The sequence below is a fragment of the Rahnella sp. CJA17(1/100) genome (assembly GCF_963881615.1).
Lineage (GTDB): Bacteria > Pseudomonadota > Gammaproteobacteria > Enterobacterales > Enterobacteriaceae > Rahnella > Rahnella aceris.
Map to the genome: position 1 here is coordinate 406,393 of NZ_CAWOJA010000022.1, position 20,033 is coordinate 426,425.

A 20,033-nucleotide genomic window follows, 5' to 3' on the forward strand; every position below is an offset into this window, starting at 1 on the left:
GGGTGATGTAACCATGACATTGAAAGACATAGTGGTCGGGTTCGGTACCCAGGTTCGCAGCTTGTGGATGATAGGCATGCACGCCTTCGCCAAGCGCGAAACCCAGATGTACCCTGAAGTTCCGGTCAATCCACCTCCGCGTTACCGTGGCCGTATCGTGCTGACGCGCGATCCGGATGGTGAAGAGCGCTGCGTTGCTTGTAACCTGTGTGCAGTAGCTTGTCCGGTAGGCTGTATTTCTCTGCAAAAAGCAGAAATGAAAGATGGCCGCTGGTATCCGGAATTCTTCCGCATCAACTTCTCACGCTGCATTTTCTGCGGTCTGTGTGAAGAAGCTTGCCCGACAACAGCCATTCAGCTGACGCCGGACTTTGAGCTGGGCGAATTTAAACGCCAGGATCTGGTGTATGAAAAAGAAGATCTGTTGATTTCGGGGCCGGGTAAATATCCGGAATACAATTTCTACCGGATGGCCGGTATGGCGATTGACGGCAAGTCGAAAGGCGAAGCTGAAAACGAAGCCAAACCGATCAACGTCAAAGGTCTGATGCCTTAAGGAGCCGCAAGCATGGAATTTGCATTTTATATTGCAGCCCTGGTGGCCGTGTTGGCGACATTGCGTGTGATCACGCATACCAACCCGGTACACGCACTGCTGTATTTGATCGTCTCTTTACTGGCGATCGCTGCGGTCTTCTTCTCGCTCGGTGCGTATTTCGCCGGTGCCCTGGAGATCATCGTATACGCCGGTGCCATTATGGTGCTGTTCGTGTTCGTGGTGATGATGCTCAACCTTGGCAACGTCCAGGAGCAGGAACGCGCATGGCTCAAACCTGCCACCTGGATCGGGCCTTCGGTTCTGTCTGTCATCCTGCTGGTGGTGATGATCATGTCAATCCTCGGGTTACACGATCACGGCATCAAAGGTGACATGGTTGATGCGAAAGCCGTCGGTATCGCACTGTTCGGACCTTACGTTCTGGCGGTTGAACTGGCATCAATGTTGCTGCTGGCCGGTCTGGTCGTGGCATTCCATATTGGTCGTGAGCACAAACCCGGTGAAGTCTTTGGTGACGCACCGGTGACGACCGAAATGGCAACAAAAAGAAAAACGGAGGAGAGAGCATGATCCCTCTACAACATGGTCTTATTCTGGCCGCGATCCTCTTTGTGTTGGGGCTTACCGGGCTGCTGGTTCGTCGTAACCTGTTGTTTATGCTGATCAGCCTCGAAGTGATGATCAACGCGGCAGCGCTGGCGTTCATCGTGGCGGGAAGCTACTGGGGTCAGGCGGACGGTCAGGTGATGTATATTCTGGCTATCAGCCTGGCTGCGGCGGAGGCCAGTATTGGTCTGGCGTTGTTGCTGCAACTGTATCGCCGTCGCCACACTCTCAATATTGATACTGTCAGTGAGATGCGCGGATGAACTTACTCTATTTAACAATTCTGTTCCCACTGATTGGCTTCCTGTTACTGGCCTTTTCACGCGGTCGCTGGTCTGAAAATACCTCCGCTACCATTGGTGTCGGGTCGATTGGTCTGGCAGCGCTGACCACTATTTATGTGGGTATCAATTTCCTCAGCCAGAAAGCGGCGGGTGTTGAAGTCTTTAACCAGCATTTGTGGAACTGGATGCAGGTCGGGGATTTCAATATTCCCGTCACACTCACGCTCGACGGTTTGTCGATGACCATGTTGTCTGTGGTCACCGGTGTCGGTTTCTTCATCCACATGTTCGCTTCCTGGTACATGCGCGGTGAAGAAGGCTATTCACGCTTCTTCGCGTACACCAACCTGTTTATCGCCAGCATGGTGATTCTGGTACTGGCAGACAACCTGTTGCTGATGTACCTCGGTTGGGAAGGTGTGGGCCTGTGCAGTTACCTGTTGATCGGTTTCTACTACACCCATCCGGCGAACGGTGCGGCTGCGATGAAAGCGTTCATCGTGACCCGTGTGGGTGATGTGTTCCTGGCTTTCGCGCTGTTCATCTTGTACCGCGAGCTGGGTACGCTGAACTTCCGTGAACTGATGATCCTGGCACCGCAGAAACTGGCAGTAGGCGATACGGCGATCACCTGGGCGACCCTGATGTTACTGGGTGGCGCAGTGGGTAAATCCGCACAGCTTCCGCTTCAGACCTGGCTGGCAGACGCCATGGCCGGTCCGACGCCGGTTTCCGCGCTAATCCACGCCGCGACCATGGTGACTGCCGGTGTTTATCTGATTGCCCGCACGCACGGCCTGTTCCTGATGGCGCCGGAAATTCTGCATCTGGTGGGTATTATTGGTGCGGTCACGCTGGTTCTGGCAGGTTTCGCTGCGCTGGTGCAAACCGACATCAAACGTGTTCTCGCGTACTCGACCATGAGCCAGATTGGTTACATGTTCCTGGCGCTGGGTGTTCAGGCGTGGGATGCCGCCATCTTCCACCTGATGACGCATGCGTTCTTCAAAGCACTGTTGTTCCTTTCTTCCGGTTCGGTCATTTTGGCCTGCCACCACGAGCAGAACATCTTCAAAATGGGTGGATTACGTAAATCCATTCCTCTTGTCTATCTCTGCTTCCTGGTCGGTGGCGCGGCGCTGTCCGCCTTGCCAATCATCACTGCGGGCTTCTTCAGTAAAGACGAAATCCTCGCGGGTGCGCTGGCTAACGGCCACCTGAATCTGATGGTTGCCGGTCTGGTCGGTGCGTTTATGACCTCGCTGTACACCTTCCGCATGATCTTCATCGTCTTCCACGGCGAAGAAAAAATTAAAGCCCATGCGGGTAAAGGCATCACTCACCACCTGCCGCTGCTGGTGTTACTGGTTCTGTCCACCTTCATTGGCGCAATGATTGTTCCGCCACTGAAAGGCGTACTGCCGGATACCACTGAGCTGGCGCACGGCAGCGTGCTGACGCTGGAAATCACATCAGGCGTGATTGCAATTGCTGGCATTCTGCTGGCGGCAGCCCTGTATCTGGGTAAACGCTCGCTGGTCAACAGCATTGCGAAAAGCGCACCGGGACGTTTCTTCACGACCTGGTGGTTCCATGCCTGGGGCTTCGACTGGCTGTACGACATGATTTTCGTCAAACCTTATCTGCTGGTTGCGAAACTCCTGCAACGTGATCCGCTGAACTCAATGATGAATCTGCCTGCGCTGTTTGCCCGTCTGGGTAACCGTGGTCTGACTCTCAGCGAAAACGGTCAGGTACGTTGGTACGTCGCGTCAATGGGGCTCGGTGCAGTCGTTGTTCTGACGCTGCTGCTGGTGATTTAAGCCTGCATTACAGGTGTAGTTATCAATGCTGGCCTGTTCCCGTAACTGGCCAGCAAGTGAAATAGCCTTCGGGCATAAAAGAAGGGAACGACACGCCATGCTATTACCTTGGCTAATATTTATCCCCTTTATCGGCGGGCTGCTGTGCTGGCAGACTGAGCGCTTTGGGAGCAAAGTACCGCGCTGGATCGCGTTGATTGCGATGGGGCTGACGCTGGCTCTTTCCGTGCAATTGTGGTTGCAGGGAGGATATTCATTAACGACGCCTGCGGGTATTCCACAGTGGCAATCCGAGTTTTCATTGCCATGGATCCCACGTTTTGGCATCAGCTTCCATCTGGCACTGGACGGTTTGTCCCTGCTGATGGTGGTGCTGACCGGTCTGCTGGGTGTTCTGGCGATCCTCTGTTCCTGGCGTGAAATCCAGAAGTATCAGGGATTCTTCCACCTGAACTTGCTGTGGATCCTCGGCGGCGTCATCGGTGTGTTCCTTGCCATCGACATGTTCCTGTTCTTCTTCTTCTGGGAAATGATGCTGGTGCCGATGTACTTCCTGATTGCCTTGTGGGGTCACAAAGCGTCAGACGGTAAAACGCGTATCAGCGCAGCAACCAAATTCTTCATCTATACACAGTCCAGCGGACTGGTGATGTTGATTGCTATCCTCGGCCTGGTGTTTGTGCACTACAATGCCACTGGCGTATGGACATTCAACTATGCCGACCTGCTGAAAACGCCAATGTCGCACGGTGTTGAATATCTGCTGATGCTTGGCTTCTTCATCGCCTTTGCGGTGAAAATGCCGGTTGTGCCATTGCACGGCTGGTTGCCGGATGCACACAGTCAGGCACCGACCGCAGGTTCCGTTGACTTAGCCGGTATCTTGCTGAAAACCGCGGCCTACGGGATGTTGCGTTTCTGTCTGCCTCTGTTCCCGGAAGCGTCTCACCAGTTCGCACCGATTGCTATGTGGTTGGGTGTCATTGGTATCTTCTACGGTGCGTGGATGGCGTTTTGCCAGACCGATATTAAACGTCTGATTGCGTACACCTCCGTTTCGCACATGGGCTTCGTACTGATTGCCATCTACACCGGCAGCCAGCTGGCGTACCAGGGCGCGGTTATCCAGATGATTGCACACGGTCTTTCCGCAGCCGGCATGTTCATCATCTGTGGTCAGCTATACGAACGTCTGCATACCCGTGATATGCGCCAGATGGGCGGATTGTGGGGCCGGATTAAATACCTGCCAGCGTTGTCGCTGTTCTTCGCCGTCGCTACTTTGGGGATGCCGGGTACAGGTAACTTCGTCGGTGAATTCCAGATCCTGTTCGGCAGCTACCCGGTTGTGCCGGTGATCACTGTCATCTCAACCTTTGGTCTGGTGTTCGCTTCGGTTTACTCACTGGTGATGATGCAGCGCGCTTACTATGGCAAAGCAAAATCTGACGAACCGCTGCCGGGCATGACCTCACGCGAACTGTCGATCATCTTGTTACTTGTTGTATTGCTGGTGGCGCTGGGCTTCTACCCGCAGCCAATTCTGGATACTTCAAGTGCTGCGATGAGCAACATTCAGCACTGGTTCGGGTCTTCAGTTTCCACTATTTCAACGACAAGGCCGTAACTCGCCATGACATTTACACTTCAAAATCTGATCGCACTATTACCGCTGATGATCGTCGGATTGACGGTGGTGGTGGTGATGCTGTCCATTGCGTGGCGACGCGACCATTTTCTTAATGCCACACTGACAGTCATCGGGCTGAACGTTGCCTTACTTTCCCTTTACTACGTCGGGCAGGTCGGCCCGCAGGACGTCACACCGCTGCTGCGCGTTGACGGCTACTCGATGTTCTACATCGGGCTGGTGCTGCTGGCGAGCCTGGCTACCAGCACGTTTGCTTACCCTTGGCTGGCCGGTTATCCGGACAACCGCGAAGAGTTCTATCTGTTAGTTCTCATTGCGGCGATGGGCGGCATTCTGCTGGCATGCTCTAACCATCTGGCGTCAATGTTCCTCGGGATCGAACTGATTTCCCTGCCATTGTTCGGCCTGATTGGTTACGCCTACCGCCAGAAACGCTCGCTGGAAGCTGCCATCAAATACATGCTGCTGTCGGCTGCCGCATCATCCTTCCTGCTGTTTGGTATGGCGCTGCTGTACGCACAGTCCGGTGATTTGTCCTTTGCGTCACTGGGCAAAAACCTGGGCGACGGCGTGATGCTGCACCAGCCGCTGCTGATGGCCGGTCTGGGCATGATGATTGTGGGGCTGGGCTTCAAGCTGTCGCTGGTTCCGTTCCACCTGTGGACGCCAGATGTGTATCAGGGCGCACCTGCACCGGTCTCGACTTTCCTGGCAACCGCCAGCAAGATCGCGATCTTTGCTGTGGTCATGCGTTTGTTCCTGTATGCGCCGGTAGCTGACAGCGAATCCATCCGCATCGTGCTGGGCATTATTGCCTTCTGCTCGATTCTGGTGGGTAACCTGATGGCCATCAGTCAGAGCAACATCAAACGTCTGCTCGGTTATTCCTCCATCGCGCACCTGGGTTATCTGCTGGTGGCACTGATTGCGGTACAAACGCACCAGTTGTCGATGGAAACTGTGGGCGTATATCTGGCGGGTTATCTGTTCAGTAGCCTCGGCGCTTTCGGTGTGGTCAGTCTGATGTCCAGCCCGTACAAAGGGCCGGATGCTGAATCACTGTTCTCTTATCGTGGTCTGTTCTGGCATAAGCCAATTCTGTCTGCGGTGATGACCGTGATGATGCTGTCACTGGCCGGTATTCCGATGACGCTCGGCTTTATCGGTAAGTTCTACGTGATTGCGACCGGTGTGACCGCGCATCTGTGGTGGCTGACCGGTGCTGTGGTTGTCGGTTCTGCGATTGGTCTCTACTACTATCTGCGTGTCACCGTGAGCCTGTATCTGAGCGCGCCTGAAACGCTGGTTCGTGATACGCCAAACAACTGGGCGCTCACGGCGGGTGGGGTAGTCGTACTGATTTCCGCGATTCTGGTGCTGCTGCTGGGTATCTTCCCGCAACCGCTGATTTCGCTGGTACAGATGGCGCAACCGCTGCTTTAAGAAAACATTAAGTCATGACGAAGCCGCTCACATGAGCGGCTTTTTTAATCGTATTGATTGTTTTATGTGATATGAATCACATTTATATGTACGTTCAATAAATTATTACATTGGTTTTGTGATCTCTCCCATTTCATTATTCCTGCCAATGCGTACACTGCGCGCTTGTTCAGATTAGTACAGGTTCACACCATGAATGTTTTAGTGATGATCGCCATTACCACCGGTATCCTCTCCGGCATCTGGGGCTGGGTTGCGATTAGCTTTGGCCTGATAAGCTGGGCGGGTTTTCTTGGATGCACGGCATATTTTGCGTGTCCGCAGGGCGGATTACGCGGATTGCTGATCAGCACGCTGACCTGTCTCAGCGGTGTATTCTGGGCTGTCGTGATCATCGCGGGAAGCGCAATGCGTCCGGAATGGAGCATTCTTGGTTATCTGCTGACCGGCATCGTCGCATTCCTGATGTGTATTCAGGCGCGTCAGCAGTGGCTGGCCTTTGTACCGGGTACCTTTATTGGTGCCTGCGCGACTTTCGCCGCACAAGGTGACTGGCGTCAGGTGGTGGTATCTTTGATGGTCGGGCTGGTATTCGGTTATGCAATGAAAAACAGCGGATTATGGCTGGCAAAACAGCGTGAAAAGCAGCAAAGCGACGCCAGGAAAGGGGCGGTTTTCACTGAAACGAAAGGGTCAGAAGGTTCTTAATTCCTCGGTTTTTCTGCAGTTTAGGGCGGATCCTTCAGGCAATTACTCCTGATATACGCTAGGGTTAAAAGCAGTCTATGCTTTTACACGAACACATCATAAGGAGATAACCATGGCTGACCAATTTGAGACACAGCAAAATTCGCTGGACGACGATTTACGCATGCTGACTGAAACGCTGGAAGAAGTACTGAAGTCCTCTGGTGACAAAGCGGATGAGAAGTACATTCAGGTCAAAGCACGCGCAGAAAATGCGCTGAAAGACATCAAATCACGTATTGACCCGGCTGCACGCTCTTACTGCAAGAAAGCCCGTCTGGTAGCGGAAAGAACTGACGACTATGTGCATGAAAACCCATGGCATGGTGTGGGTGTCGGTGCTGCCGTAGGTCTGGTTGTCGGCCTGCTTCTGCGTCGCTAATCTGACTGAACAGGGGCAGCGTGTGCTGCTCCTGTTTTGTTTCTCCCGGTTTGCTTACTCCTTTCTCCCTGCCTATACTCCTTCTTAGCTAATGGCACTCACTTCAGCTTGATCTGTCGCATATTTTCATTTTTCGTATCGCCGCATAATTCATCCGTAATTGATCCAACCCGTTTTTTGATCCAGAAGGGTATTTCTGCCCGTCACTAAACATCCGGTATGGCCTGAGGTAGCGGTGAAACAAATATCAGCAATCATTGAGCAGCTTGATACGACGCTGGCAGGCGAATGGCCTGATGCGGCGGGGATCCGGCAGTTCAGTTATTCCCTGCAAAAACAGCCTGACACCGGCCTGCTGGAATGGTTGTCTGCGCAACCCTGCTACCCGAAATTCTACTGGCAACATCGTGATGGCAATGAAGAAGCCGCTGTTTGTGGTGATGCCTACTCATTTTGCGATACCGCCCGGGCACAGGCGTTCATCCGCGAGCACCAGGATGAACCCGATTTGCATATCTGGGGGTTGAATGCGTTTAACGGGGCTGACGGGGCTGCAATAGCTGCCAACGCACTGTTTCTTCCGCGCATCGAACTTTGCCGTCAGGGAAACAGTTACTGGCTGCGGTGTACCGTTTTCAGCCCACATTCTTTACGCGATGAGGCACGCCGCACCCGCTTATTTTTACGTTCACTGGTCGTCAGCCGCGCCTTACCGTCGATCGCTTCCCGTGTATTGCAACATCATCATTTACCGGACGAGCCTCAGTGGAAACAGTTGATAGACCGCGCGCTGTCGGGTATTGAGCAGCATCAGTTCGACAAAGTGGTGCTGGCGCGAAAAACCACCTTAACGCTCAGCCAGCCGCTGAATGCCTGCGCATTTCTTGCCGCCAGCCGCGACGTTAATCATCACTGTTACCATTTCATGCTGGCTTTTACCCCGCAACAGGCGTTTCTGGGCTCCAGCCCGGAACGTTTATTCCTGCGTGATCACACCGAACTCTATACCGAAGCGCTGGCGGGAACCGTGGCCAATCATCCCGATGACCGGGAAGCGCGGGCGCTGGGGGACTGGCTGCTCAGCGATGGCAAAAACCAACGCGAAAATTTACTGGTCGTCGACGATATCTGCCAGCGCTTACAGGGCGGGGCGCATTCGCTGGATGTGACGCCAGCGGAGATTTTACGTCTGCGCAAGGTGCAGCATTTACGCCGCAATATTCACGGTGAGCTGACCGACCCCGATGACGCTGCTTGTCTGCAACGTCTGCAACCGACCGCGGCAGTGGCCGGATTACCCCGTCAGGCCGCGCGTGAATTTATCGCCGAATTTGAGCCTTTTGACCGCGAGTGGTATGCCGGTTCCGCCGGGTATCTCAGCGCTGAACAAAGTGAATTTACCGTCGCGTTACGTTCGGCGACGGTGAAAGGACATCATCTTGAACTCTACGCAGGCGCGGGGATTGTCGCCGGTTCTGACGCTGCACAGGAATGGCAGGAAATCGAAAACAAAGCCGCTGGTTTACGCACTTTGTTGGAAGAGCATTACACGCCTGCCGTTCAGGCCGGATAACCCCTTGCCGGAGTGAATTGAACATGTCTGTTGCCGTCTTTAACCGCCGCTGGGCGACGCTTATCCTCGAAGCGTTAACCCGACATCAGGTGCAGCATGTGTGCATCGCGCCCGGTTCCCGCTCTACACCGCTGACCCTTGCCGCCGCCGCGCATCCGCACCTTATCTGCCACACCCATTTTGATGAACGCGGCCTTGGCCATCTGGCTCTCGGGCTGGCAAAAGCCAGCTGGCAGCGGGTGGCGATCATCGTCACCTCCGGCACGGCGGTGGCAAATTTATATCCGGCGCTGATCGAAGCCGGGCTGACCGGCGAAAAGCTGGTGTTGCTCACGGCTGATCGTCCGCCGGAACTCATCGATTGCGGTGCGAATCAGGCTATCCGCCAGACCGGCATGTTTGCCAGTCACCCCGTCGGGACGCTGGATTTACCGCGTCCGACGCCTGAAATCAGTGCGCGCTGGCTGGTTTCTGCGCTGGATAATACGCTGGCGCAGCAGACGCACGGTGCCGTGCACATTAACTGTCCGTTCGCCGAACCGTTGTATGGCGAGGACAACGGCGAGCATCAGGACTGGTTGCTGGCGCTGGGCGACTGGTGGCAGGGGCATCAGCCGTGGCTGAGTTATTCTCAGGTTTTGCCTGCAATCGCGCAGCCGGACTGGTTTTCCTGGCGGCAAAAGCGCGGCGTCATTATCGCTGGCCGTCTTTCTGCCTGCGAAAGTGAACAGGTGGCACAGTGGGCGGCGCAACTGGGCTGGCCGTTGATCAGTGATGTGCAGGCATCAACCGGCAATCCGCTTCCCTGCGCAGATTTGTGGCTGGCATCGCCGCAGGCGCAGGCGATACTGGCGCACGTCCAGTTGGTTATCCAGTTCGGTGGCGGTCTGACCGGTAAGCGCCTGCTGCAATGGCAGGCGACCTGTCAACCCGATGAATACTGGCTGGTTGACCCGCTGTCAGGCCGTCAGGATCCGGCGCAGCATCGCGGTCGTCGTCTACAGGCCCGCGTCAGTGAATGGTTACAGGCTCACCCGGCACAGCCTCAGCCTGACTGGGCAGAAGCCCTTGAGCATTGCTCGCAGCGGGCGTTACATGCGGTTGAAATCCGTCTCGACGGTGTATTTGGCGAGGCCGCCGCAGCGTGGCAGCTTCCGGCTTTATTACCTGAGCACGGCCAGTTATTTCTCGGCAACAGTCTGATTGTTCGTCTGGTGGATGCCTTTGCCCAACTCCCCGCCGGTTATCCTGTTTTCGCCAATCGCGGGGCAAGCGGTATTGACGGGCTGCTGTCCACCGCCGCAGGTGTGCAGCGTGCGACCTGCAAACCGACGCTGGTGCTGCTGGGTGATATCTCTGCACTTTATGATTTAAACGCGCTGGCGCTGATGCGTCAGTGTTCCGCGCCGACGGTGATTATTGTGGTGAATAACAATGGTGGACAAATTTTCTCGTTGTTGCCAACGCCCGAAGCCGAGCGGCAGCGTTTTTACTGCATGCCGCAGAACGTCAGCTTCAGCCATGCGGCAGCGATGTTTGGTCTGGATTATGCCTGTCCGGCATCGTTGTCTGAGCTTCATCATGCCGTCAGACAATGCTGGCAGCATGGCGGCGTGAAACTGATCGAGTTGAAAGTCAGTGAGACAGAAGGGGCAGAATGCCTGCGTTCGCTGGTGAAGGAGATGAGCGCATCATGACGCTGGCCTGTCACACACTCAACCCAGAGGTTAAAGACCGTCCGTGGCTGGTGTTTCTCCACGGCCTGCTGGGCAGTGCAGATGACTGGCAACCCTTACTTCCTGCGCTTGAAGGCTGGCCTTGTCTGTTTGTGGATTTACCGGGACATGGTCGTTCCGCGTCGCTGACCGCTACCGGATTTGCGGATGTCAGCCAGCTGTTAACCGATACCCTGCACGAAAATAACGTCACTGCGTACTGGCTGATCGGCTACTCGCTGGGGGGGCGCATCAGTCTGTATCACGCCTGTCAGGGTGATTGCAGCGGATTGCAGGGGCTGCTGGTGGAAGGCGCACATCCGGGGCTGACCTGTCAGGCTGAACGCGCACAACGCCGCCATCATGATCAGCAATGGGCGGCTCGCTTTTTGCAAGTACCGTGGAAACAGGCGCTGGAAAGCTGGTATCGCCAGCCGGTGTTTTCCAGCCTGACTGATGCGCAACGCCAGCAAATGATCGTGCTGCGTGAGAACAACAACCCGCACACTGTCTCTGCCATGCTGGCGGCCATGTCGCTTTCGGTACAGCCTGATTTACGCGCACAATTGCTGCGGCTTTCCCTGCCGGTTGTGTGGTTGTGTGGCAGTCAGGACGCCAAATTTATTCATCTTGCGCAGCAATCCGGTTTCGGGCTACGCACTGTCGCTAATGCCGGGCATAACGCCCACCGTGATAACCCGGCGGAGTTTGCCCGTCAGGCGCTGGCATTTATTACTTCACCTGTCTTAAAGGAAGTTGAACATGATTTATCCTGATGAAAAAGAACTGTACGCGCCAGTCGAATGGCGTGATTGTACCGGCGAGTTTGAAGATATTCGTTACCACAAATCTACCGACGGCATCGCTAAAATCACCATCAACCGTCCGCAGGTTCGCAATGCGTTTCGTCCGCTGACCGTCAAAGAAATGATCCGCGCACTCGACGATGCCCGTAACGACGAAGGCATCGGCGTGATCGTGCTGACCGGTGAAGGCGAAAAAGCCTTCTGTGCGGGCGGCGATCAGAAAGTGCGTGGCGATTACGGTGGTTATCAGGATGACAGCGGTGTGCATCATCTCAACGTGCTGGATTTCCAGCGCCAGATCCGTACCTGTCCGAAACCAGTCGTGGCGATGGTTGCCGGTTATTCCATTGGCGGCGGTCATGTTCTGCATATGATGTGTGACCTGACCATTGCGGCAGATAACGCCATCTTCGGGCAGACCGGCCCGAAAGTTGGTTCTTTCGACGGCGGCTGGGGCGCATCCTATATGGCGCGTATCGTCGGTCAGAAAAAGGCCCGTGAAATCTGGTTCCTGTGCCGTCAGTACGATGCCAAAGCGGCGCTGGATATGGGGCTGGTCAACACCGTAGTTCCTCTGGCTGATCTGGAAAAAGAAACCGTGCGCTGGTGTCGTGAAATGCTGGAAAACAGTCCGATGGCACTGCGTTGCCTGAAAGCCGCACTGAACGCCGATTGCGACGGTCAGGCAGGGCTTCAGGAACTGGCGGGGAACGCCACAATGTTGTTCTACATGACCGATGAAGGTCAGGAAGGTCGCAACGCGTTTAATGAAAAACGCCAGCCGGACTTCAGCAAATTTAAGCGTAATCCATAATGCGTCGCGCCACGGTGTACCGGTACAGCGTGCCGATGGAGGCTGGGGTGGTGCTGCGCAATCAGCGCCTGAAAACCCGCGACGGTTTTTTGGTGTCACTGTGGCAGGACGAAGCAACGGGTTGGGGCGAGGTTGCGCCGCTGCCCGGTTTTAGTGTGGAAGATGTGTCTCAGGCGCAGGATGCCGTTCAGCATGGCCTGAGCCAGTGGGTGCAGGGGGCCTCGCTGGCTGCCGTTGCCTCTGCGTTCAGTGCTCTACCTTCGGTGGCTTTCGGGCTGAGTTGTGCGGACGCCGAATTACGCGGCGAATTGCCCGAAGTGCTGAGCACGCGCTGTGCACCGTTGTGTCATGGCGATCCGAATGAACTTTATGCGCGTCTGGGTGCGCTGCCGGGCGATTTTCGCGGCAGGAAAGTGGCTAAGGTGAAAGTGGGATTGTACGAATCCGTCGGCGATGGTCTGAATGTCAGTATGTTGCTGGAAGCCTTGCCGGAACTGCATTTGCGCCTTGATGCCAACCGCAGCTGGACGCCGGTCAAAGCCGAAGGGTTTGCCCGTCATGTGGCGCCCGAACTGCGTTCACGCATCGCGTTTATCGAAGAACCGTGCCTGACCCGCGAGCAGTCCCGCGATTTCGCCCGTCTGACCGGTATTGCGATCGCCTGGGATGAAAGCGTGCGCGAAACCGGTTTTACCGTGAAGGCCGAACCCGGGCTGGCGGCGATCATCATCAAACCCACGCTGACCGGCAGTCTGATGCGTTGCCGTCAGCTGATCGCGCAGGCACATGCCGCAGGGCTGGAAGCTGTGATCAGTTCCTCCATCGAGTCGAGTCTCGGGCTGACACAACTGGCGCGCATTGCCCAATGGCTGACGCCGGACGCCATTCCGGGGCTGGATACGCTGGATCTCATGCGGACGCAGCTGATCCGTCGCTGGCCGGGCTCTGAATTACCGCTAACGGATGTGTCTGATCTGGAGATTGTGTGGCAGAGCAAATGATCAACGACTGGCCATGGCGCGAAAGGGCAAACCTTTCACCTTTTGCCGTAGCGCTGAAAGCGGGAGATATCACCTGGTGCTGGCGTGATTTACAGCACCGCATCGACACGCTGGCAGCCGGTTTTATTGCGCAGGGTGTGGGCGAGGGCGCGGGTGTGGTTTTGCGCAGTAAAAACACCCTTGATGCCGTACTCAGCTATCTGGCGTTATTACAAACCGGCGCGCGCCTGTTACCGCTTAATCCGCAACTGCCTTGGGCATTATGTGATGAACTGCTTTCGCAACTCGATATCGCTTTTGTACTGGATCTGGCGGAGCCGGAACTGCCGCTGAATATTCCCGCACTGACCATGCAGAATGCCTGTTGGCTCAGTTCTGCCGGATGGCAACCGCAGCGTATTGCCACACTGACGCTGACATCGGGTTCCAGCGGTTTACCGAAAGCCGCAGCACATACGGTTGCCGCCCATCTTGCAAGTGCTGCGGGTGTGTTGAACCTGATCCCTTTCACCCGTAATGATAGCTGGTTACTTTCTCTGCCACTGTTTCATGTTTCCGGGCAAGGCATCGTCTGGCGCTGGCTGCTGGCTGGCGCTACGCTGATGCTGTCCGAAGACCAACCGCTCGATGCAGCGCTGGCAGAATGCAGCCACGCTTCGCTGGTACCGACGCAACTCTGGCGTCTGCTGCAAGGCACGCCGGTGCCTGAAAAGCTGACAGACGTTTTGCTTGGTGGGGCGCAAATTCCTCTGGCGCTGACTGAACAGGCAGAAAGAGCAGGAATACGCTGCTGGTGCGGATATGGGCTGACGGAAACTGCGTCCACAGTGACGGCGAAACGAGCCGATGGCAGCGCCGGTGTCGGTCAGGTATTGGCGGGGAAGGAAGTCAAAATCGTTGATCAGGAGATCCTGATCCGTACCGCCAGTATGGCCAGTGGTTACTGGAAAAACGGTCAGCTATCACCGGTGACTGATGCGCAAGGGTGGTTGCATACCCGCGACCGTGGCACGTGGATTGACGATGAACTGCAGGTGGCCGGGCGGATGGATAATTTGTTTTTCAGCGGCGGAGAAGGGATCCAACCTGAAGATATCGAGAACGTGCTGGTCAGCCACCCGCAGGTTTCGCAGGCATTTGTGGTTCCGGTGGAAGATGAGCAATTTGGTCAGCGACCGGTCGCCGTGCTCGAAGCACAAGCCGGGCTGGTGTATGAAGAACTCAATCGCTGGCTGAGCGATAAGATCCCGCGTTTCCAGTTGCCGGTGGCCTATCATCCGCTGCCCGGGGCTTTGTCGCAGGGGGGGATTAAAATCTCGCGGGCGAGCGTCCGGCAATGGGTAGAAATGCTTTCGTAAAACAATAGCCCGGAATAAACAATAAAGGCCGCATAATGCGGCCTTTATGATTTCTGATGGTAAAAAGTCAGTCTTTCAGTGCTTTCTCAACCCCTGCGCCATAAGCCGGATCGACTTTATAGAACAGTGCCAGTTGGCGTGCCTGCGTTTCCGGCGAAGCATGTTTCAGCTCACCGGCAATGCGTGCAAACATACGCTGATGCTCAGCCTCGGACAGCAGGTTGAATAGCAATCGTGGCTGAGTGAAGTAATCATCATCTTCCCGGTGATTCCAGTGGTCTGCCGCGCCTTCAATACTCAGTGGCGGTTCGCTGAAATCGGGCTGTTGCTGGAACAAGCCCGCGCTGTTGGGTTCGTAAGTCACACCGTTGCCGCTGTTACCGTCCACACGCATTGCGCCGTCACGGTGATAATTATGGAACGGGCATTTTGGCGCGTTGACCGGGATCTGATGATGATTTACGCCCAGACGGTAACGGTGCGCATCGCCGTAAGAGAACAGACGCCCCTGCAGCATACGGTCAGGTGAGAAACCGATGCCAGGTACTACATTGGCCGGGCTCATGGCGACTTGTTCTACTTCGGCAAAGTAGTTTTCCGGATTGCGGTTCAGTTCGAATTCACCCACTTCAATCAGCGGATAATCGCTGTGCAGCCAGACTTTGGTCAGGTCAAACGGGTTGTACGGCAGTTTTGCCGCGTCCGCTTCCGGCATGATTTGCACAAACAGTTTCCAGCGCGGGAAATCGCCGCGTTCAATCGCTTCATACAAATCACGCTGCGAACTCTCGCGGTCGGTGCCCACCAGTTTTTCGGCTTCATCGTCCATCAGGTTTTCAATACCCTGCTGGCAGCGGAAGTGGAATTTCACCCAGAAGCGTTCATTTTCAGTATTGATAAAGCTGAAGGTATGGCTGCCGAAACCGTGGATATGACGGTAAGACGTTGGCAGACCACGGTCGCTGACATCAATGGTCAGCTGATGCAGGGCTTCCGGAAGATGAGAGAAGAAGTCCCATTTGTATGCCGGATTACGCAGGTTAGTGCGCGGGTCACGTTTGACGACGTGGTTCAGATCCGGGAATTTCAGCGGGTCACGCAGATAAAACACCGGCGTATTATTGCCGACTAAATCCCAGTTTCCTTCTTCGGTGTAGAATTTCATCGAGAAACCGCGAATATCACGTTCGGCATCCGCTGCACCGCGTTCACCGGCAACCGTCGAGAAACGGATAAACATGTCAGTTTGTTTGCCGATTGCGGAGAAGATCTTCGCGCGGGTGAAAGCGGTAATATCGTGCGTCACGGTGAAAGTACCATAAGCGCCGGAGCCTTTAGCGTGCATACGACGCTCCGGGATCACTTCGCGGTCGAAATGCGCTAATTTCTCAAGAAACCAGACATCCTGCAAAAGCAACGGACCACGGCGGCCAGCGGTAATCACGTTGTTATTATCGACGACTGGCGCGCCAGCGGCGGTGGTTAAACCTTTCTTGGTCATAAAAATTCCTTCTGGTAATTGCGTGTGTATGTAAGTAAAAACGTTGGGGTGGTTCCTTTAATCTTACTTAAGTCAAATTAACTCTACCGATTAGAAATAAACCCTATATTGATCAGAGGCAAATAGGTGGGAGTTATCATTTCGATGGGAAACGTTCATTTCATCAATGAAAACGATGTTTCTTACAATTTTCACAACCCCGGTGAATGCATTCACGTTCCAAAAAGTTGTTACGACTGAGTGAATTGCTTTAGACTTCCCGTGGAAGATTTATTGTCGTTTGACTGTTATTTAGGATAAATAATGAAAAAGTTACTTGTCGCTGGTGCCGCTGCCAGTCTGATGTTTGTCGCGGCATCTGCCAGCGCAATCAGTGTCAATGGTGAAGTCGGTGAGCATTACACGCATCTGGGTGTGGGCTTCGGCACCACATCTCCGGGTCTGGCATTGAGCGGTGATTACACCCATAACGATGACGACGGTGATGTGGCAGGCTTGGGTTTGGGATACAACATTCCGTTGGGTCCGTTCATCGCGACCGTCGGCGGTAAGGGCCTGTACACCAATCCTAAAGACGGTGACGAAGGGTACGCGGCGGCTGTCGGCGGTGGTCTGCAACTGCCAATCGCGAAAATGTTCACCCTGTACGGCGACTATTATTATTCCCCGGATTCCCTGTCCAGCGGCATTGCTAACTATGAAGAAGCGAACGCAGGTATTCGTCTGACGGCCATCCCGCTGGTTACCGTGAGCGTGGGTTACCGTTACATGGCGATGGATGGCAAAGATGGCAACCGCGATAACGTGGTGGCAGACGGTGCGTATTTAGGTGGCGCTGTTAATTTCTGATTTTGTCTGAAGCAAAATCTGAAGGCTCGCATTCGTGCGGGCCTTTTTGTTTTCTGCCGAACGGAGATTGTTTTTCTGTCCCAGCCTTTCTACAGTGGAGTAACAAAAAAGACAGAAGGAGAACGGGATGCTTAGGGTTGAGATGCTGAGTACGGGTGATGAAGTGCTGCACGGCCAGATTGTGGATACCAATTCGGCATGGCTGGCGAATTATCTGTTTGAGCAAGGTTTACCGATGACCAGTCGTGAAACCGTGGGCGACAGTCTGGACGCGCTGGTGGCTGTTCTCAAAGAACGCAGCCACATCGCAGATGTGCTTATCGTGAACGGCGGCCTGGGGCCAACGACCGATGATTTAAGTGCGCTGGCGGCGGCTAAAGCCTGTGATGTGGAACTGGTGGAAGATGCTGGCTGGATTGAAACCATGCAGGCGTTCTTCAATGAACGTGGCCGTCCGATGGCCGAATCCAACCGCAAACAGGCACAAATCCCGGCCAATGCCGAGCTGCTGGATAATCCGGTGGGCACCGCCTGCGGCTTCAGCGTGAAGCTCAACCGCTGTCAGATTTTCTTCACGCCCGGTGTACCGTCCGAATTTAAAGTGATGGTGGAACAACAAATCGTTCCACGTCTGCACAAACAATTTCCGGCGCTGGAAGCCCCGTTATGTTTACGTCTGACCACGTTCGGACGTGGCGAAAGTGACCTTGCCACTGAGTTGGATCAACTCAAACTGCCGGAAGGCGTGGTGATGGGTTACCGTTCGTCATCGCCGATTATCGAGCTGAAAGTCACCGGTCCGCGCTCTCAGGAAGCTGCAATGCACAAAGCGTTTGAACGCGTGCGTGAAGTCGCAGGGGAGAGCACGATTTTTGAAGGGCTGGGTAGCCTGCCGGATCGTCTGGCAGAACGCCTGCTGGCGCAGGATTTACGTCTGGCGGTCAGTGAAAGTTTCACCGGCGGCCTGCTGAACTGGCGTCTGCAAAGCGCCGGCGTTCCGCTGGTCAACGGCGAGTTATTGCCGCAAGGCGACGAACCCTCACCTGAAAAATCCCTCGAAGGCTTACTGGCGCGTGCGCAGACGTTGGCCGAAACCACCGGCGCACAACTGGCGCTGGCTGTGGGTGCGCTGTCAGGTGCAGAATTAAGTCTGGCACTGCATACCCCAACCGGCACCAGCGGCCTGACAATCCGCTATACCGCCACGCGTCACGGACTGGCATTACGTCAGGAGACCATGGCGATGGTGGCGATGGATATGCTGCGGCGCTATCTGAATGGCTGGGAGCCGGTGGCGGATTATCCGTGGTTGGATCGGGTTGAGAAGGTTTAGCTTTAGCTCCCTCCCCTGCGAAGGGGAGGGCTGGGGTGGGGTATTAAAGCGAAATCAAAGAGTTGAGGTTGGCTTTGATGAGATGTTAGCCCTTAAAACCCCCTCCCGTCCTCCCCCTTCGCAGGGGGAGGAGTAAAGTCTAAAACGCGATCTCAATATCCCCAACCGGCATGCAACAACACGGCAAAATCTCGCCGTCTGAGATAAAGGCCAGGGGTTTCTCGCTGTAGGCGACCTCACCGTTAATCAACCGCATCCGGCACGATCCGCAATAACCTTCGCGACACTGGTATTCCACTTCAACCTGATGATGTTCAAACACCTCCAGCAAATTCCGGTGCTCTGACTTACACGCCAGTTGCTGTCCGTTTGCTGAAAGTGTGATGGTTCTGTCGGCCATTTAAAGCTCGAAATCACTCAGGTCATCGGCGTGAACTTCAGAATCAATCTGACCTACCAGATAGGAGCTGACTTCCACTTCCTGTGGCGCAACCTGCACGTTATCAGACACCAGCCAGGCGTTGATCCACGGGATCGGGTTCGAGCGGGTTTTGAACGGAGCGTCCAGCCCGACAGCCTGCATACGGATATTGGTGATGTATTCGACGTACTGACACAGAATGTCTTTGTTCAGGCCGATCATCGAACCGTCTTTGAACAGGTATTCTGCCCAGTCCTTTTCCTGCTGTGCCGCGAGCACGAACAGGTCATGGCACTCCTGCTGACATTCCAGCGCGATTTCTGCCATTTCAGGGTCGTCCTGACCTGAACGCAGCAGGTTCAGCGCGTGCTGAGTGCCGGTCAGATGCAGCGCTTCATCACGGGCGATCATCTTGATGATTTTCGCGTTGCCTTCCATCAGTTCACGTTCAGCGAAGGCAAATGAACAGGCAAAACTGACGTAGAAACGTACGGCTTCCAGCGCGTTGACGCTCATCAGACAGATGTAGAGTTTTTTCTTCAGCTCGCGCAGGTTAACTACAACGGTTTTGCCGTTGACCTGATGCGTGCCCTCGCCCAGCAGATGGTAGTAGCTGGTCATCTCGATCAGCGTGTCGTAGTAACCGGAGATGTCTTTCGCGCGCTTGAGGATTTCTTCATTGGTCACGATATCGTCAAACACAATCGCCGGATCATTCACGATGTTACGGATAATATGCGTGTAAGAGCGCGAGTGAATAGTTTCCGAAAACGCCCAGGTTTCGACCCAGGTTTCCAGCTCAGGAATAGAAATCAGCGGTAACAGCGCGACGTTCGGGCTGCGGCCCTGAATGGAATCCAGCAGCGTCTGGTATTTCAGGTTGCTCAGGAAAATGTGTTTCTCGTGATCCGGCAACGCCTGAAAATCGATACGGTCGCGGGAAACATCAATCTCTTCCGGACGCCAGAAGAAGGACAGTTGCTTTTCGATCAGTTTTTCAAAAATTTCATGCTTCTGCTGGTCGAAACGGGCAACGTTAACCGACTGACCAAAGAACATTGGCTCAAGAAGCTGATCGTTTTTATTCTGGGAAAAAGTACTGTAGGCCATAACTTCCTCGAAATTCTCGGCAAAAACCCCCTGACGGGGGTTTTGAATAATATTCTT

19 protein-coding genes are annotated in these 20,033 nt (G+C 54.7%); 16 read left to right on the top strand and 3 right to left on the bottom strand.

Annotation, left to right across the window (positions count from 1 at the left end; translation table 11 throughout):
- Window positions 1-13 precede the first annotated feature (13 nt).
- The 14 genes from nuoI (at window position 14) to menE (ending at window position 14,762) form a co-directional block, all read left to right on the top strand.
- On the top strand, window positions 14-556 hold the full coding sequence (gene nuoI / locus AACU55_RS13375) for an NADH-quinone oxidoreductase subunit NuoI (protein WP_013574596.1): 543 nt from the start codon (window positions 14-16) through the stop codon (window positions 554-556).
- A gap of 12 nt (window positions 557-568) precedes the next feature.
- Window positions 569-1,129, top strand: coding sequence for an NADH-quinone oxidoreductase subunit J (gene nuoJ, locus AACU55_RS13380; RefSeq protein WP_013574597.1), 561 nt, complete (start codon window positions 569-571; stop codon window positions 1,127-1,129).
- Complete coding sequence (nuoK, locus tag AACU55_RS13385; RefSeq protein ID WP_004936014.1) at window positions 1,126-1,428, top strand: NADH-quinone oxidoreductase subunit NuoK; 303 nt, start codon at window positions 1,126-1,128, stop codon at window positions 1,426-1,428. Before nuoJ ends, nuoK begins: the two co-directional genes overlap by 4 nt.
- Window positions 1,425-3,272: an NADH-quinone oxidoreductase subunit L gene (gene nuoL, locus AACU55_RS13390; protein ID WP_013574598.1), complete on the top strand. Its 1,848-nt coding sequence runs from the start codon at window positions 1,425-1,427 to the stop codon at window positions 3,270-3,272. Before nuoK ends, nuoL begins: the two co-directional genes overlap by 4 nt.
- Window positions 3,273-3,369: 97 nt before the next feature.
- Complete coding sequence (gene nuoM / locus AACU55_RS13395; protein ID WP_013574599.1) at window positions 3,370-4,899, top strand: NADH-quinone oxidoreductase subunit M; 1,530 nt, start codon at window positions 3,370-3,372, stop codon at window positions 4,897-4,899.
- Window positions 4,900-4,905: 6 nt separating this feature from the next.
- Window positions 4,906-6,366 carry an NADH-quinone oxidoreductase subunit NuoN gene (nuoN, locus tag AACU55_RS13400; RefSeq protein WP_013574600.1) on the top strand — a complete coding sequence of 487 codons (1,461 nt, stop codon included), beginning with the start codon at window positions 4,906-4,908 and terminating at the stop codon, window positions 6,364-6,366.
- Window positions 6,367-6,558: 192 nt separating this feature from the next.
- Window positions 6,559-7,074, top strand: a complete 516-nt coding sequence (locus AACU55_RS13405) for a DUF1097 domain-containing protein (RefSeq protein ID WP_037036195.1) — start codon at window positions 6,559-6,561, stop codon at window positions 7,072-7,074.
- Between the two features lie 112 nt (window positions 7,075-7,186).
- Window positions 7,187-7,495 (top strand): stress response protein ElaB, encoded by a 309-nt coding sequence (gene elaB, locus AACU55_RS13410; protein WP_013574602.1) that lies wholly within the window; start codon window positions 7,187-7,189, stop codon window positions 7,493-7,495.
- A 235-nt stretch (window positions 7,496-7,730) separates the two neighbouring features.
- Entirely contained in the window at window positions 7,731-9,068 is a 1,338-nt protein-coding gene (gene menF / locus AACU55_RS13415) for an isochorismate synthase MenF (RefSeq protein ID WP_037036193.1), read from the top strand.
- 23 nt (window positions 9,069-9,091) lie between these two features.
- Window positions 9,092-10,765 (top strand): 2-succinyl-5-enolpyruvyl-6-hydroxy-3-cyclohexene-1-carboxylic-acid synthase, encoded by a 1,674-nt coding sequence (menD, locus tag AACU55_RS13420; protein WP_134705603.1) that lies wholly within the window; start codon window positions 9,092-9,094, stop codon window positions 10,763-10,765.
- Complete coding sequence (menH, locus tag AACU55_RS13425; protein WP_134705626.1) at window positions 10,762-11,559, top strand: 2-succinyl-6-hydroxy-2,4-cyclohexadiene-1-carboxylate synthase; 798 nt, start codon at window positions 10,762-10,764, stop codon at window positions 11,557-11,559. Before menD ends, menH begins: the two co-directional genes overlap by 4 nt.
- On the top strand, window positions 11,546-12,403 hold the full coding sequence (menB, locus tag AACU55_RS13430) for a 1,4-dihydroxy-2-naphthoyl-CoA synthase (RefSeq protein ID WP_037036189.1): 858 nt from the start codon (window positions 11,546-11,548) through the stop codon (window positions 12,401-12,403). The genes menH and menB overlap by 14 nt, the downstream gene beginning before the upstream one ends.
- A complete protein-coding gene (menC, locus tag AACU55_RS13435; protein WP_013574607.1) occupies window positions 12,403-13,404 on the top strand; it encodes an o-succinylbenzoate synthase in 1,002 nt (333 codons plus the stop codon). Before menB ends, menC begins: the two co-directional genes overlap by 1 nt.
- The gene (gene menE / locus AACU55_RS13440; protein WP_134705604.1) at window positions 13,389-14,762 is read left to right on the top strand and encodes an o-succinylbenzoate--CoA ligase; all 1,374 of its coding nucleotides are present in this window, start codon (window positions 13,389-13,391) and stop codon (window positions 14,760-14,762) included. Before menC ends, menE begins: the two co-directional genes overlap by 16 nt.
- A 67-nt stretch (window positions 14,763-14,829) precedes the next feature.
- Here the strand turns inward: menE and AACU55_RS13445 are convergent, their stop codons facing one another.
- On the bottom strand, window positions 14,830-16,263 hold the full coding sequence (locus AACU55_RS13445; RefSeq protein WP_013574609.1) for a catalase: 1,434 nt from the start codon (window positions 16,261-16,263) through the stop codon (window positions 14,830-14,832).
- A gap of 303 nt (window positions 16,264-16,566) precedes the next feature.
- On the opposite strand from AACU55_RS13445, the gene AACU55_RS13450 reads away from it, so the two are divergent.
- Together AACU55_RS13450 and AACU55_RS13455 are read left to right on the top strand one after the other, a co-directional pair.
- A complete protein-coding gene (locus AACU55_RS13450) occupies window positions 16,567-17,112 on the top strand; it encodes a YfaZ family outer membrane protein (RefSeq protein WP_013574610.1) in 546 nt (181 codons plus the stop codon).
- A 127-nt stretch (window positions 17,113-17,239) separates the two neighbouring features.
- On the top strand, window positions 17,240-18,445 hold the full coding sequence (locus AACU55_RS13455; protein WP_134705605.1) for a nicotinamide mononucleotide deamidase-related protein YfaY: 1,206 nt from the start codon (window positions 17,240-17,242) through the stop codon (window positions 18,443-18,445).
- Between the two features lie 139 nt (window positions 18,446-18,584).
- Here the strand turns inward: AACU55_RS13455 and yfaE are convergent, their stop codons facing one another.
- Entirely contained in the window at window positions 18,585-18,845 is a 261-nt protein-coding gene (gene yfaE, locus AACU55_RS13460; RefSeq protein WP_013574612.1) for a class I ribonucleotide reductase maintenance protein YfaE, read from the bottom strand.
- Complete coding sequence (gene nrdB / locus AACU55_RS13465) at window positions 18,846-19,976, bottom strand: class Ia ribonucleoside-diphosphate reductase subunit beta (protein WP_013574613.1); 1,131 nt, start codon at window positions 19,974-19,976, stop codon at window positions 18,846-18,848.
- Window positions 19,977-20,033 lie beyond the last annotated feature (57 nt).